Here is a 13,967-nt window from a genome sequence, read left to right as displayed (position 1 = left end):
CAGCGATTCTCAGGAGAACTAGTGAGTCGGTCCGTTCTGGTCACCGGAGGCAACCGCGGCATCGGCCTCGCCATCGCGCAGGCGTTCGCAGCGCAGGGCGACAAGGTCGCGGTGACGCACCGCGGGTCCGGGGTGCCCGAAGGCCTGCTGGGCGTGAAGTGCGACGTGACGAACTCGGAGGAGATCGACGCCGCCTTCACCGAGGTCGAGGCCGCGCACGGCCCCGTCGAGGTGCTGGTCTGCAACGCGGGCATCACCCAGGACACGCTGCTGCTGCGCATGAGCGAGGAGCAGTTCACCCAGGTCGTCGACGCGAACCTGACCGGCGCGTTCCGGTTCGCCCAGCGCGCCTCCCGCGGCATGCTGCGCAAGAAGTTCGGCCGCATCGTCTTCATCTCGTCCGTCGTCGGCCTCACCGGCGGCGCCGGCCAGGTCAACTACGCCGCCTCCAAGGCGGGCATGGTCGGCATGGCGCGCTCGATCGCGCTGGAGCTGGGTTCGCGCAACATCACCGCGAACGTCGTCGCGCCCGGCTTCATCACCACCGACATGACGGCTGAGCTGCCAGAGGCCGTCCGCGAGGCCGCGCTGAAGCAGATCCCGGCCGGTCGTTACGGTGCGGCCGACGAGATCGCGCGCGCCGTCACGTTCCTCGCGGCCGACGAGGCGGGCTACATCAACGGTGCCGTGCTGCCGGTCGACGGCGGCCTCGGCATGGGCCACTGAAGTTTCTCTTGCTACTGCGAAAGGGTTGGATCAAGTGACCGGACTGCTCGAAGGCAAGCGACTGCTGATCACCGGTGTGATCACCGACGCGTCGATCGCCTTCCACGTCGCACGCGTCGCCCAGGAGCAGGGCGCCGAGGTCGTGCTGACCGGGTTCGGCCGGATGAGCCTCGTGCAGCGCATCGCCCAGCGCCTGCCCAAGCCCGCGCCCGTGGTCGAGCTCGACGTGCAGAACCAGGAGCACCTGGACACGCTGGCCGACCGCGTCCGTGAGCACGTCGACGGACTCGACGGTGTCGTGCACGCCATTGGCTTCGCCCCGCAGAGCTGCCTCGGCGCGCCGTTCATGGACGCGCCGTGGGAGGACGTCTCGGTCGCGATGCACGTCTCGGCGTACTCGTACAAGGCTTTGGTTCAGGCTGTGCGCCCGTTGCTGTCGCACGGCTCGTCGGTCGTCGGCCTCGACTTCGACGCCCGCCAGGCGTGGCCCGCCTACAACTGGATGGGCGCGGCGAAGGCGGCGTTCGAGTCGATCAACCGCTACATGGCGCGCGACCTCGGCCCGGACGGCATCCGCGTGAACCTCATCTCGGCCGGCCCGGTCCGCACGATGGCCGCGAAGTCGATTCCTGGCTTCTCGGAGCTCGAGAAGATGTGGGGCGAGAAGGCTCCGCTGTCGTGGGACGTCGACGACCCGACGCCGGTCGCGAAGTCGGTTTGCGGCCTGTTGTCCGACTGGTTCCCGGCTACCACGGGCTCGATGGTGTTCGTTGACGGAGGCGTGCACTTCCTCGGTCTCTAGGTCGTGATTTGATGGGGCGGTGAGTTTCGACGCGCTGCTGTGGCTGTCTTTTGGCGGCCCAGAAGGTCCTGAGGACGTCCGCCCCTTCCTGGAGAACGTGGTTCGCGGACGTGGCGTGCCGCCGGAGCGGCTGGACGAGGTCGAGGCCCACTACCAGCACTTCGGCGGCGTGTCGCCGATCAACCGCCTGAACCTCGAAGCCATGGACGCGGTGCGCGCTCGTGGCTTCGAGCTGCCGATCTACTTCGGCAACCGCAACTGGCACCCGATGGTCGAGGACACCGTCGCGCAGATGAAGGCGGACGGTGTTCGTCGCGCACTGGTGTTCCCGACGAGCGCGTACGGCGGCTACTCCGCGTGCCGGCAGTACGACGAGGACATCGTGCGGGCGCTGCAGGCCGTTCCCGGCGGCCCCGAACTGGTGAAGCTCCGTCAGTTCTTCGACCACCCGCTGTTCATCGCGGCTTTCGCGGACGGCGTGCGTGCCGCGGCTGCCGCTTTGTCCGGCGCGTACCGGCTCGTCTTCACCGCGCACTCGGTGCCGGTGTCCGCCGACAAGGCCGCCGGCCCGCCGTCCGAGGGCGGCTACCGCTACTCGCGCCAGGTCGTCGAGGCGTCCCGGCTGGTCGCCGCGGAGCTGGGGATCACCGAGTACGACGTGGTGTGGCAGTCGCGGTCCGGCCCGCCGCAGATCCCGTGGCTCGAACCGGACATCGTCGACCACATCGACGCCCTGCACGCCAAGGGTGTCACCGGCGTCGTGGTGTGCCCGATCGGGTTCGTGTCCGACCACCTCGAGGTCGTGTGGGACCTCGACACCGAGGCCCGTGACCGCGCCGCTGAGCTCGGCATGGAGTTCGCCCGCGCCGCCACCCCGAACGCCGACCCGCGCTTCGCCGAGCTCGTCGTCGAGCTGGTCGCCGAGCATGTTGACGGCGTCCCGGCGCGGAAGCTCTCGGACTTCGTCGTCGCTGGCTGCACGGTGAACGGCGCGCCGTGTGCGCCGTTGTGTTGCGAACCGGTCAAGAGGTCGGCCCGGGCCTAGATTTTCCCTTTTCAACGGGCGAAGAATTGGTCTTCATGACCAGTTCCGCGGCCGTTGAGGTCACCGGGCTCCGGGTCCGCCGGGGCAAGCGTCTGGTCCTGCGGGACGTGAGCTGCGCGATCCCGCAGGGCAGTGTCACCGGGCTGCTCGGCCCGTCCGGCTGCGGCAAGACGACCCTGATGCGCTCGGTCGTGGGCGTGCAGATCGTCGAGTCCGGCGCGGTCACGGTGCTCGGCTCGCCGGCCGGGAGTCCCGAGCTGCGCAACCGGATCGGGTACGCCACCCAGAGCCCGTCCGTCTACGCCGACCTCACCGTCGCCGAGAACCTCCGCTACTTCTGCGCCGTGCTGCGCGCGCCCCGCTCCGACGTCGCTCGCGTGATCGACGAGGTCGGCCTGCGCGGGCACGAGTCGCAGCTCGTGTCGTCGTTGTCCGGCGGCGAGCTCTCGCGGACCAGTCTGGCCGTGGCGTTGCTCGGCAAGCCTGAACTGTTGGTGCTCGACGAGCCGACGGTCGGGCTCGACCCGTTGCTGCGTGACGAGCTGTGGACGCTGTTCCGCTCGTTGGCATCGCGCGGCGTCACGTTGCTGGTGTCCAGCCACGTCATGGACGAGGCCGCACGCTGCGAGCGGCTGCTGCTCATGCGCGACGGCGAACTACTCGCTGAGGGCACACCCGACGCGCTGCTGGCCGACACCTCCGCACGTGATCTGGAGCAGGCGTTCCTCTCGCTGGTCCGGGCGAAGGAGGCGGCGTGAACCCCTCGATCCTGCTCGCGACGACCGCGCGCATCCTGAACCAGTTCCGCCACGACCGCCGCACCGTGGCGCTGATGATCCTCATGCCGTCGCTGCTGCTGATCCTGCTGCGCTTCGTCTTCAACACCGAAGCCGCCTTCAGCCGCGCCGCACCGGCCCTGCTGGCGGTCTTCCCGTTCGCGATCATGTTCATCGTCACGTCGATCACGACCCTGCGCGAGCGCACGACGGCGACGCTCGAACGGCTGATGACGATGCCGATCGCCAAGCTGGACCTGCTGTTCGGCTACGCGCTGGCGTTCGGCCTGGTGGCTCTCGTCCAGGTCCTCGTCGCGGTCGGCATCTCGCTGACGTGGCTCGGGTTGTCCATCGACGGCTCGGTGTGGCTGCTCGTGGTCATCGCGGGCCTGGACGCGTTGCTCGGCACGGCTCTCGGCCTGTTCGCGAGCGCTTTCGCCCGCACCGAGTTCCAGGCCGTGCAGTTCATGCCGTTGTTCGTCATGCCGCAGGTGTTGTTGTGCGGTCTCTTCGCGCCGCGCTCCGAGATGACGTCCGTGTTGGAGTGGCTGTCGAACGTCATGCCGCTGTCGTACGCGGTCGACGCGCTGACTGCGGTGACGATGTCGAGCGACATCACGGGCGAGTTGGTGCGCGACCTCGCGATCGTGGCGGCGTGCGGACTCCTCGCGTTGGTGCTGGGTGCCGTGACGCTGAGGAGGCGCACGCCGTAACTCAGTGGCGGCCCGCGCCCGTGTCCGCGAGCACGCGCACGGCCTCGTCGACCGCCGCACAACGCGCCCGGCGCACCGCCTCCGACACCGGACGCAGCGCATCGGTGCGTGCGGACATCGCTGAGGCCGACATCGCGCCACCTGGCGAGTCCGAGCGGGCCACCGACAGGATCGCGTCCACCTCGGCCGCGCGTTGCAGCACGCGCAGTGCGCGCGGGGGCATCGCGTCCGGCCAGGGCAGGGCGGAGTTCGCGGCGGCCAGGTCGGCGATCTCCTTGCGCACGTTCGGGCGGTGCTTGGCCACGTCGAGGGACGCCAGGGCGGCCGTCGCCTCGCGCAGGGCGGCACCCAGGCCGTGCTCGGCCTCGCCGATCGGGATGTGCTCCAGGCCGTTGGACGACGGCAGGTCGAACACCGTCCAGCGCATCACGCCGTCGGCCACGATCTTCGGCACGAGCCCGATGTGCACGGACGGGATCACCAGCGCCTCGCCGGACCGCAGCGCGCAGGTCGAGAGCGGGCCCTTGCCGCCCAGGCCGCGCACGTCGCCGGGTATGGGCAACGCCAGTCGCGCCGAGGTCGCGCCCGCGCGGCGCAGGGCGGCCAGCAGCAGGGCGGGGCCCACCGGGGCCTCGTCGGGACCGGGGAGGTCGAGCGCCGTGGCGGTGCCGTCGTCGTCGGCCACCACCTCGTGCTGCTCGGCCCACGTTTGCAGGGCGTCGAGGACGTCGTCGGAGGCGGCCAGACCGTGCAGCCATCCCGACGTCCACACGACCAGCGTGGCACTCGCACAGGACACGCGACGAGATTACGTGGCCAGGCCCTGCGAGCCCCACCCGGTGTGCCTGATCTGAGACAGCTAGTTCGCTGGACCGATGTGGTTTTCCAGCAGCGTGCGGAACGAGGTGCGGTCCTCATCGGACGCGAAGGCGCGGTGCGGCACCGACAGCGAGGCCGCGTCGAGCGTCTCCAGCACGAAGCCCTGCCGCGTCTCGGTCCAGCCGGGCAGTTCCTCCCAGACGATCTCCTCGCGCACCGCGTTGCCCACGGCCATCCGGAACGACTGGTCGTCGGCGCTGCCCACCACGGTCCGGCTGATCATCTCGTCGGACGAGAAGCGCCACCACACGGCGACCGGCTCCATGAACCCGATGACCAGGGCACACGCCAGGCCGAACAGCGCGACGGGGAACATCTCGTCGTCGAAGCCGAACAGCAGGACCAGCGAGATCACGCCGAGTGCAACTGCGAACCACGGCGCCCACCTGAACATCGGCACCATCGTCCGCAGGCTGGCGCGCCAGTCCGCCGGTGACGGCGCCCACTTGAAATCAACACTGTTGCTCATCGACAGGCATTCTCCTGCACGATGTCGGCATGAATCTGGGGGATTCGGAAAACAGGACGTTCGCGCGCAGAACGGTGCTGAAAGGCACGGCCGCGGCGCCGGCGCTGGTCGCGGCGAACCAGGGGACCGCGCAGGCCGCCATGGAAGATCCGGAACAGCGGTTGCTGCAGCTCGTGCCAGGCGGCAACGCAGGGAGATCGGCTCCGGCTGGCAGATCCACCCGACCGTGCTCGCGTCCCAGGACGGCCAGATCTTCGGCTTCTGCGGTGACGGCACCATCTGGTGGCACAAGTGGGTCCTCACCGACGCCGCCACGGGTGCCGGCTACTGGGCGCCCGGCACGAACAACATCATCCACCGCGGTTTCGGGCAGTACTCCTACGTGTTCGGCGGCTGGGACGGCATCTTCTACGCCGTGGACGCGCGCGGCGACATGTACTGGTTCCGCTACCTCGCCGGTGACGGCACCAACGGGCCGGGCGCGTGGGCGAACGGCGGCGGCGTCGGGCAGAAGATCGCGAGCGAGCAGCGCGACTACGACGGCTACTTCGCCGACCAGCAGGGCGTGATCTACGGCCTGCGGCACGGCGCGGTGTTGCACTGGTTCCGCTACCTCGCGGGCGACGGCTCGAACGGTCCCGGCGCGTGGGCGAACAACGGCAAGGCGATCCACATCGGCACCGGCTTCGACTGGGGGTCGTGCGTCGAGCGGTTCGCGGAGAACGGCGTTGTCTACTGCGTGTGGGTCAACAAGGACCACACGCAGCCCGACCACGAGCTGCGCTGGTACAAGCTCAACAACCACACCACGATCGACCGGAGCGGCGTCGTGTGGTCCGAGGGCACCGTAAAGCTGGTCGGCACCGGCTTCACCGTCACCAGGGCGGCGAACCTGCAGGGGTATGCGAACTGGTCGGTCGCGGCCGGTGAGCAGCTTCCGGTCAAGGCGTCGACGACGTTCGACAGCTACCGGGCGAGCGTGCTGCGGCTGACCGGGCCGGTCGAGCAGGGCGGTGCGCGCGAGGTGTGGGCGCCCCGCACGTTCACCGGTCGCAGGCAGCTGCTGCAGCAGGGCTACCGGGCCAACGGCGTCAACTGGCAGACGGACTTCACGGTGCCCGTAGGCGCGGACTGGGAGTCCGGTTTCCACGTCGTGAAGCTCGAAGGCGCGTACGGAATGCGCCAGTACGTCCCGTTCGTGGTGAAGCCGCACCAGCCGACGCACAAGGTCGCATTGTTGCTGCCGTATCTGACGCACAACGCGTACAACCACTGGGGCGGCCACTTCCAGTACACCTGGGACGAGCGCGCCGGGCGTCGTCAGATCACCACGCGCAGGCCGTTCGCGAACGCCTACGTCGAGGCACCGGGGTTCGTCGACGTCCGGTTCCACGGCGATCTGTTGCTGTTGAAGTGGTTCTCGGACAACAACGTCGCGTACGACTGCTACCAGGACCTCGATCTGCACAACCCGTCGTGGCTCGCGCAGTACAAGGTGCTCGTGCTGGCCACGCACCCCGAGTACTGGACGCCCGAGATGCGCACGGCCGTGGAGACCTATCTGGCCAACGGTGGCCGTGTGGTCTACACGGGCGGCAACGGCATGTACGAGCGCGTCGACTACAACGTCACCTGTGGTTTCGTGTTGCACCGCAACGACCGCGGTGAGCGATGGCTGTGGCGCGACCAGGGCCGGCCCGAGTCGCAGGTGCTCGGCGTCGCGTACGACGGCAGCTCCTACATGGAGTTCCGTCCGTACGTCGTGGCCGCGGACCACCCGTTCCTGGAGAGCACGGGACTCGAGGTCGGCGACAGGTTCGGCGAGACCGGGTACAACTTCGCGGCCAGTGGCTGGGAGGTCGACAGCCGCGCCGGCGCGGGGCCCTCGGCACCGGGCGTGGTCCGCTTCGCTCATGGCGAACGGAAGGACGGCGAACCGGACCTGTACGGCGCGGAGATGTGCGTGCTGCCCAAGCCGAACGGAGGCTGGGTGTTCAGCGCGAGTTCCTTGTGTTTCAACGGTGCTCTCGCGCATGACGCACGGATGTCGCGGATGTTGCTGAACGTGGTGAATGCGGCGGTGTCGTAGCTGCTGGAGTCGCTCCACGTCGACGGGTCAGGTTCGGTTGCGTAGCGTCGTCTGCGTGACCCAGAACCTGGCCCGCACGGCGGGCGAACTGCGCGCCGCCGGACACCTGCCGCGCGGCGTCAAGATCGAGATCAGGGAGAACCTCCTCGCGGCACTGCGCGAGGGGCGCAACCCGTGGCCGGGCATCGTCGGCTTCGACCGCACGGTGCTCCCGCAGCTGGAACGCGCGCTGCTGGCAGGCCACGACGTCGTCCTGCTCGGCGAGCGCGGGCAGGGCAAGACCCGGCTGTTGCGCACCCTGGTGACCCTGCTCGACGAGTGGACGCCCGTCATCGAGGGCTCTGAGCTGGGCGAACACCCGCTCGACCCGATCACGCCCGAGTCGCGCCGCCGCGCTCGCGAGCTGGGCGACGACCTGCCGGTGGTGTGGCGGCACCGCGACGAGCGCTACGCCGAGAAGCTCGCGACGCCCGACACGTCCGTCGGCGACCTGGTCGGCGACGTCGACCCGGTGAAGGTGGCCTCCGGCCTGTCGCTCGGCGACCCGGAGACGATCCACTACGGCCTGCTCCCGCGGGCCCACCGCGGCATCATCGCCATCAACGAGCTGCCTGACCTGGCCGAACGCATCCAGGTGGCGCTGTTGAACGTGATGGAGGAGCGCGACATCCAGGTCCGCGGCTACACGCTGCGGCTGCCGCTGGACGTGCTGCTGGTGGCCACCGCGAACCCCGAGGACTACACGAACCGCGGCCGCATCATCACGCCGCTGAAGGACCGCTTCGGCGCCGAGGTGCGCACGCACTACCCGCTGGAGGTCGACGCCGAGGTGGACCTGGTGCGCCAGGAGGCCGACCTCGTCGCCGAGGTGGGCGACCACCTGCTGGAGATCATCGCCCGCTTCGTCCGCCACCTGCGCGAGTCGTCGTCGATCGACCAGCGCTCCGGTGTGTCCGCGCGGTTCGCCGTGGCGGCTGCGGAAACCGTTGCGGCGTCGGCACTTCGGCGGTCCGCGCTGATCGGCGAGACCCCGGCCATCGCGCGCCCGATCGACCTGGAGTCCGTTCCGGACGTGCTGCGCGGCAAGCTGGAGTTCGAGGCGGGCGAGGAGGGGCGCGAGGACGAGGTGCTCGTGCACCTGCTGCGCCGCTCGATCGCCGACACCGCGCGTGCTCGCCTGGCGGGGCTGAACCTGCGCGCGCTGGCCGAGGTCGTCTCCGACGGCCACCCGGTCGCGACCGGCGATCGGGTGCACGCTGGAGACATTCTGGCCGCTTTGCCGGAGCTGCCGATCCTGCACGAGGTGGCGACGCGGATGGGCGCCGGCCCGAAGGACCCGGTCGGCCGCATCGCCTCCGCCGTCGAACTGGCGTTGGAATCGCTGTACCTGACGCGCCATCTGTCGAAGGACACCTCCTCCGACGACGACCGAGCGGTGTACGGATGAGGTACCGCTACGGCCGCTGGAGCGGCGGCGCCGACCCGTTGGCGCCGCCGGTGGATCTGCGCGCCGCCGTCGACGAGCTGGGTCGCGAGATCATGGAGGGCGCGTCGCCTTCCGCTGCGCTGCGGGAGTTGTTGCGCCGCGGTGTCGACGGCACGCGCGGCCTGGACGACCTGACTTCGCGGCTGTGGCAACGCCGTGCGTCGATCCAGCGCCGGCACCGCTTGGACGGCACGCTGTCCGAGGTCCAGCGGTTGCTGGAGGAGGCTTTGGCGGCGGAACGGCGGGCGTTGTTCCCGGACCCGTCCGACGACGCGCGGTTCCGCGAGGCGCAGCTCGACGCCCTGCCGCCCGGGACCGCCGCGGCCGTGCAGGAACTGTCTTCCTACGACTGGCGTTCCTCCGAGGCGCGCGAGGCCTTCGCGCAGATCCGCGACCTGCTCGGCCGCGAGCTGCTGGACCAGCGCTTCCAGGGCATGAAGGAAGCGCTGTCCAATGTGGACTCCGACGACGTCCGCCGGATCCAGCGCATGCTGCGCGACCTGAACTCCTTGTTGGAGGCGCACGCGGCCGGTTCTCCTGACACGCCGCGGTTGTTCGACGACTTCATGCGCAAGCACGGTGAGTTCTTCCCGGAGAAGCCGCGCAACGTGGACGAGCTCATCGACGCTCTGGCGGCCCGTTCGGCGGCCGCGCAACGCATGATGAACTCGATGACCGACGCCCAGCGCGCCGAGCTTTCCGCTTTGTCGCAGCAGGCGTTCGGCGGAATCGGCTCGCAACTGTCCACTCTGGACTCGCTGCTGCAACGGCTGCGTCCCGGTGAGGACTGGACCTCCTCCGCGCGCTTCCGCGGCCAGGACCCGCTGGGCCTGGGCGAGGGTGCGCAGGCGATGGCCGATCTCGCCGAGCTCGACGCCCTGGCCGAGCAGCTCGGCCAGTCGTATCCGGGTGCGCGCCTGGAGGACATCGACCTGGAGGCGCTGGAACGCCAGCTCGGCGGGTCGGCTGCCGTGGACGCGCGCCGGCTGGCGGAGCTGGAGAAGGCTCTTCGCGATCAGCGAATTCTCGAGCGCGCACCCGACGGTTCGCTGCGGCTGACGCCGAAAGCGTTGCGTCGCCTGGGCGAGACGGCTCTGCGCGGCGTCGTGGACCAGTTGCGTTCCTCGCAGGGCTCCCGCGACACCATGTCGGCAGGCGCCGCCGGTGAGCTGATGGGCTCAACGCGGCCGTGGCAGTTCGGCGACACCGAGCCGTGGGACGTGCCTCGCACGCTGCGCAACGCCGTGCTGCGTTCGGGCTCGATGTCGATGGACGTAGTAGACCTGGAGGTCTCGGAAACCGAACACCGCACGCGCGCGGCCGTCGCTCTGTGCGTGGACACGTCCTGGTCGATGGTGCAGGACGGCCGTTGGGTGCCGATGAAGCGTACGGCCTTGGCCCTGCATCACCTCGTGCGCACTCGTTTCCGCACCGACGCCCTACAGCTTGTGACGTTCGGACGCTACGCCGAAGCTGTGGACATCGGCGAGCTGACGGCTCTTGAGGGGGTGTGGGAGCAGGGCACGAACCTGCACCACGCGCTGTTGTTGGCGGGGCGGCACGTGCGTCGTCATCCCGATGCGCAGCCCGTGGTGTTGGTGGTGACCGACGGCGAGCCCACCGCGCACCTGGAGCCTGAGGGCGATGCCGAGTTCAACTACCCGCCGTTGCCCAGGACGTTGGCCAAGACTCTGAACGAGGTCGACTCGCTGGCGCGCCTCGGGGCGACGATCTCGGTGTTCAAGCTCGGTGATGATCCCCGGCTGGCCGCGTTCGTCGACCTGGTGGCTCGGCGGGGCGGTGGGCGCGTGGTGTCGCCGGACGAGGACGGGCTGGGTGCCGCGGTGGTCAGCGACTACCTGAGGTCTCGCCGCCGGCGCTGACCGCGATCGCCTTGCTGGCGGCGCGGCCGGTGAGGACGATCGAGGTGTGCTGCCGAGCTTCCGTCGGTTCCTGGTCGCCGCGCTGCTGAGCGGCGTGCCGTCAACCGCGCACGCGCTGGCGACCCGTGACGACCCGTTGCGCGCCACCAGGGCGGCCGGCTCGTTGGTGGGCGGCGGCGCCGGCGCGGGCGTGGTGGTGCATCTGGCCGTGTCGGCGTGGTGGACGTTCGTGCTCACACGGCTCGGGGTGCGCGGCGTGGTCGGCGGGGCGGTGGCCGGGCTGCTGATCGCGGCGCTCGACCTGGAGGTCATCGGGCGGCACAACGCCCAGATCCAGGCGTTGCCGAGGGTGCCGCAGTGGCTGGACCACGTGGCGTTCGGTGTGCTCGTGGCTGGTGGTCGGCCGCGTCGTGGGAGGCCGGTGGGTGGGGACGCACGGCGAGGGTCGTGAGTCGGTGTGCTGGCTGTGGTGCCGGCCCTGCCGTGGCAGCCGGTGGGCTGGAGCGCACGGCGAGGATCGTGAGGCGGTGTGGTCGTGACTGCTGTCAGCGATGCTGTGGGTGGCCGGCGAGTTGGGTGTGCTGCGAGGGGCGTCAGTTGGTGCTCGTGGCTGGTGGCCGGCGATGTTGCGGCGGGGTTGGTGGGTTGGTGCGCGCAGCGAGGAGGCTGAGCACGTAGAGCGAGTGGTGGTTGGTGTGCTCAGCGCGGGTGGTCGGGCGCGTCCGGGGAGTCCGTTGTGCCGGGGCGGATCGCGAGGAGGCCGAGCAGGAGGAGCACGCCCCACGCGGCGTCCATGCCTTCGCTCGTGCTGCCGATCGCTGCTGCGAGGAAGGTGAACACGCCGATCACGATCATCGCTTGGATCAGCACGGTTGCGCGGCGGCGGCGACTTGCCTGGTGTCGTTCTGCGTCCTCGCAACAGCCGATCCCCCGTACGGCATGGGGAGCAGGTCGAAGGTGGGCCAGGGAGTCCGGGTCGGACACGGCCGACTCGAAGACGTGCCTGCCCTGGGTCAGGAGGTAGGCGCGGAAGTAGTCGAAGCTGTCGTCGGAGCGGCCGTGCAGGATCAGGTACGCGGCGGCCCACAGGTCGCGCAGGTAGGAGGCGTCCATCAGGCGCTGCACGGCCTGGTGGGCGGCGATGATCTCGGGGACCGGGCGTTGCGCCAGCAGCGTGGTGGCGTTCGAGACGACGGCGCAGCAGTTCCTGGCGTCGGCACGGGCGGAGTCGAGCAGCGCCCAGAAGTCGTCCACTGTGGTCAGACCTCGTACAGGGCGGCCAGGCGGGGCAGGCGGGCGGCCAGTTCGGCGCCGTCGTCGAAGTCGAAGTCCCAGTCGGGGTCGAGGTCGGGGTAGCGGATCGTGAAGGCGTCCTCCGGGAGTTTCATGCCGGTGGCCCTCTGGTGGGCGGTCCAGGCGATGCTCAGCGCGGCCTCGCAGTCGAGGTCCAGGCCGGACTCGGCGGCGGCGACCACCGCCGGTGACGACGCCAGCGAGTCGGGGTCGGCCACGGCGGACTCGAAGACTGACCGGCCCTGCGTCAGCAGCCAGCCGCGGAAGTAGTCGAAGCCGTCGTCCGAGCAGCCGCCGTTGATCAGGTAGGCGGCGGCCCACAACGGGTTTCGGTAGGAGTGCGCCAACAAATCCCACAGGACCTGCTGCGCCGCGACGATGTCGGCAGGAGAGAAAGCGGCGAGCAACGACGAGGCGGCCGCGGCCACCGCCTCGCTGTCGGACGGGTCGGGGACGCTCGCACGGGCGTCGGCTATCAGGGTCCAGAAGGTGTTCGAGTCCACGTCAGTGAGCTTGACAGAGGGGTCTGACAATTTTCGGGGCCTGACGAACGACCAAGAACCACATAGGTTGGAGAGCATGATCAGGACTCTGTGGCGTTCGCTCGAAGCCGTGCACGCGATGATCTACTTCGCCCCCGAGGCGGACCGCAGGTACACGGCCGCGGGGCTGGACCGGGCCGGCGGCTACTTCGCCTCGCGCGCGGCGGCATTGGGCGAAGCGACCGCCGAGGTCGTGGTCTCCACCTTCTACAACTTCAACCCCGTGCTGGTCCGCGCGCGCATTCCGCAGGCGTGGGAGAAGGTCACGCCGCAGCAGATGCTCGCGATGAGGCTGGAGGCGGCGGACGAGACGCTCAAGAACGTGCTGCCGGACGACCTCAAGGAGATCACCGAGCTCGCCAAGAAGGCTGCGCTGAGGGCTTCGGAGATGCTGCACGGACGGACGTTGTTCGCCGCGCACGCGAGTTTGCCGTGGCCGGACGAGACGCGGCTGCAGTTGTGGCACGCGCAGACGTTGTTGCGTGAGTTCCGCGGCGACGGGCACCTCGCGGCTCTCTTGCGGCACAACATCACGGGCATCGAGGCGTTGGTGTTGCACGCCGCGACGGGCGACCTCCCGGCTGAGGCGCTCCGCTTGACGCGTGGGTGGCCGGAGGAGAAGTGGGCGGAGACGACGGAGGACCTGAAGAAACGCGGTCTGGTCAACGACGAGCACCTGCTCACGGAGCAGGGGCGCGAGCTGCGACAGAGCATCGAGGACGAGACCGACCACATGAACGCGCCGGCCTACGACGTGTTGTCGGAGCAGGAGAAGCTGCGCTACGTCGAACTGGCGGCGCCGCTCAGCCAGGCCGTCGTCGAGGCCGGTCTCATCCCCGGACGACGCTAGTCGGTGTCCATCTCACGCTCGGTGGACGCCAGCGCCTTCTCGGTCGTCTCGTCCTGCCCCACCCGGTGCTTTCCGGGGTGCAGGATCGAGAAGTGCGACTCGGCCCGCATCCGCTCCACCATGTGCGGGTAGTGCAGCTCGAACGCGGGACGCTCGGACCGGATCCGGGGCAGTTCCTTGAAGTTGTGCCGCGGCGGGGGAGAGGTCGTGGCCCACTCCAGCGAGTTGCCGTAGCCCCACGGGTCGTCCTGCGGGGCCGGGTCGCCGTACCGGTAGGAGCGGAACACGTTCCACACGAACGGCAGCACGGAGGCGCCGAGCAGGAACGAGCCGATCGTGGAGATCGTGTTCAGCGTCGTGAAGCCGTCCGACTCCAGATAGTCGGCGTAGCGGCGCGGCATGCCCTCGTTGCCC

General features: G+C 69.6%; 14 protein-coding genes and 1 pseudogene. 10 read left to right on the top strand and 5 right to left on the bottom strand.

Annotation, left to right across the window (positions count from 1 at the left end):
- Positions 1–21 precede the first annotated feature (21 nt).
- Genes fabG through DI276_RS02645 form a run of 5 tightly spaced genes read left to right on the top strand, consistent with a single transcriptional unit; the run spans position 22 to position 4,062 of the window.
- Positions 22–726 carry a 3-oxoacyl-ACP reductase FabG gene (fabG, locus tag DI276_RS02665; RefSeq protein ID WP_112261605.1) on the top strand — a complete coding sequence of 235 codons (705 nt, stop codon included), beginning with the start codon at positions 22–24 and terminating at the stop codon, positions 724–726.
- Between the two features lie 34 nt (positions 727–760).
- The gene (gene fabI, locus DI276_RS02660; protein ID WP_030471460.1) at positions 761–1,528 is read left to right on the top strand and encodes an enoyl-ACP reductase FabI; all 768 of its coding nucleotides are present in this window, start codon (positions 761–763) and stop codon (positions 1,526–1,528) included.
- Between the two features lie 19 nt (positions 1,529–1,547).
- Positions 1,548–2,573 carry a ferrochelatase gene (locus DI276_RS02655; RefSeq protein WP_112261604.1) on the top strand — a complete coding sequence of 342 codons (1,026 nt, stop codon included), beginning with the start codon at positions 1,548–1,550 and terminating at the stop codon, positions 2,571–2,573.
- Positions 2,574–2,608: 35 nt separating this feature from the next.
- Positions 2,609–3,331 carry an ABC transporter ATP-binding protein gene (locus tag DI276_RS02650; protein WP_112261603.1) on the top strand — a complete coding sequence of 241 codons (723 nt, stop codon included), beginning with the start codon at positions 2,609–2,611 and terminating at the stop codon, positions 3,329–3,331.
- On the top strand, positions 3,328–4,062 hold the full coding sequence (locus DI276_RS02645) for an ABC transporter permease (protein ID WP_112261602.1): 735 nt from the start codon (positions 3,328–3,330) through the stop codon (positions 4,060–4,062). Before DI276_RS02650 ends, DI276_RS02645 begins: the two co-directional genes overlap by 4 nt.
- Before the next feature lies 1 nt (position 4,063).
- On the opposite strand, the gene DI276_RS02640 is transcribed toward DI276_RS02645, so the two are convergent.
- Positions 4,064–4,861 (bottom strand): hypothetical protein, encoded by a 798-nt coding sequence (locus DI276_RS02640; RefSeq protein ID WP_112261601.1) that lies wholly within the window; start codon positions 4,859–4,861, stop codon positions 4,064–4,066.
- Positions 4,862–4,921: 60 nt separating this feature from the next.
- A complete protein-coding gene (locus tag DI276_RS02635) occupies positions 4,922–5,410 on the bottom strand; it encodes a YcxB family protein (RefSeq protein WP_157984475.1) in 489 nt (162 codons plus the stop codon).
- On the opposite strand from DI276_RS02635, the gene DI276_RS02630 reads away from it, so the two are divergent.
- The 4 genes from DI276_RS02630 to DI276_RS02615 are packed head-to-tail and all read left to right on the top strand — an operon-like array spanning position 5,388 to position 11,319.
- Positions 5,388–7,499: a N,N-dimethylformamidase beta subunit family domain-containing protein gene (locus tag DI276_RS02630; RefSeq protein WP_269814217.1), complete on the top strand. Its 2,112-nt coding sequence runs from the start codon at positions 5,388–5,390 to the stop codon at positions 7,497–7,499. The two genes, DI276_RS02635 and DI276_RS02630, sit on opposite strands and share 23 nt — an antisense overlap.
- Positions 7,500–7,554: 55 nt before the next feature.
- Positions 7,555–8,946 carry a sigma 54-interacting transcriptional regulator gene (locus DI276_RS02625; protein WP_232836400.1) on the top strand — a complete coding sequence of 464 codons (1,392 nt, stop codon included), beginning with the start codon at positions 7,555–7,557 and terminating at the stop codon, positions 8,944–8,946.
- Positions 8,943–10,868, top strand: coding sequence for a vWA domain-containing protein (locus DI276_RS02620; protein ID WP_112261597.1), 1,926 nt, complete (start codon positions 8,943–8,945; stop codon positions 10,866–10,868). The genes DI276_RS02625 and DI276_RS02620 overlap by 4 nt, the downstream gene beginning before the upstream one ends.
- A gap of 46 nt (positions 10,869–10,914) precedes the next feature.
- Entirely contained in the window at positions 10,915–11,319 is a 405-nt protein-coding gene (locus tag DI276_RS02615) for a hypothetical protein (protein WP_232836399.1), read from the top strand.
- 248 nt (positions 11,320–11,567) lie between these two features.
- Here the strand turns inward: DI276_RS02615 and DI276_RS02610 are convergent, their stop codons facing one another.
- Both DI276_RS02610 and DI276_RS02605 read right to left on the bottom strand, forming a co-directional pair.
- A complete protein-coding gene (locus DI276_RS02610) occupies positions 11,568–12,122 on the bottom strand; it encodes a DUF4240 domain-containing protein (protein ID WP_232836398.1) in 555 nt (184 codons plus the stop codon).
- A gap of 5 nt (positions 12,123–12,127) precedes the next feature.
- The gene (locus DI276_RS02605; RefSeq protein WP_232836397.1) at positions 12,128–12,664 is read right to left on the bottom strand and encodes a DUF4240 domain-containing protein; all 537 of its coding nucleotides are present in this window, start codon (positions 12,662–12,664) and stop codon (positions 12,128–12,130) included.
- A 76-nt stretch (positions 12,665–12,740) separates the two neighbouring features.
- Between DI276_RS02605 and DI276_RS02600 the strand changes: the two genes are divergently transcribed.
- Complete coding sequence (locus DI276_RS02600; protein WP_112261595.1) at positions 12,741–13,553, top strand: SCO6745 family protein; 813 nt, start codon at positions 12,741–12,743, stop codon at positions 13,551–13,553.
- Here the strand turns inward: DI276_RS02600 and DI276_RS51810 are convergent.
- A pseudogene (locus tag DI276_RS51810) lies at positions 13,550–13,967 on the bottom strand (cytochrome ubiquinol oxidase subunit I); the annotation flags it as partial. The gene DI276_RS02600 and the pseudogene DI276_RS51810 overlap by 4 nt on opposite strands.

The organism is Lentzea terrae (assembly GCF_003265345.1).
Taxonomy (GTDB): domain Bacteria; phylum Actinomycetota; class Actinomycetes; order Mycobacteriales; family Pseudonocardiaceae; genus Lentzea; species Lentzea terrae.
Note: the sequence above shows the minus strand (reverse complement) of the source record. Positions and strands in the feature narration are given on the sequence as shown.

Excerpts from the sequence above, each read along its gene's own strand:
- DI276_RS02635 (WP_157984475.1), bottom strand. The coding sequence starts at position 5,410 with ATGAGCAACAGTGTTGATTTCAAGTGGGCGCCGTCACCGGCGGACTGG.
- DI276_RS02600 (WP_112261595.1), top strand. The coding sequence starts at position 12,741 with ATGATCAGGACTCTGTGGCGTTCGCTCGAAGCCGTGCACGCGATGATC.
- DI276_RS02620 (WP_112261597.1), top strand. The coding sequence starts at position 8,943 with ATGAGGTACCGCTACGGCCGCTGGAGCGGCGGCGCCGACCCGTTGGCG.
- DI276_RS02650 (WP_112261603.1), top strand. The coding sequence starts at position 2,609 with ATGACCAGTTCCGCGGCCGTTGAGGTCACCGGGCTCCGGGTCCGCCGG.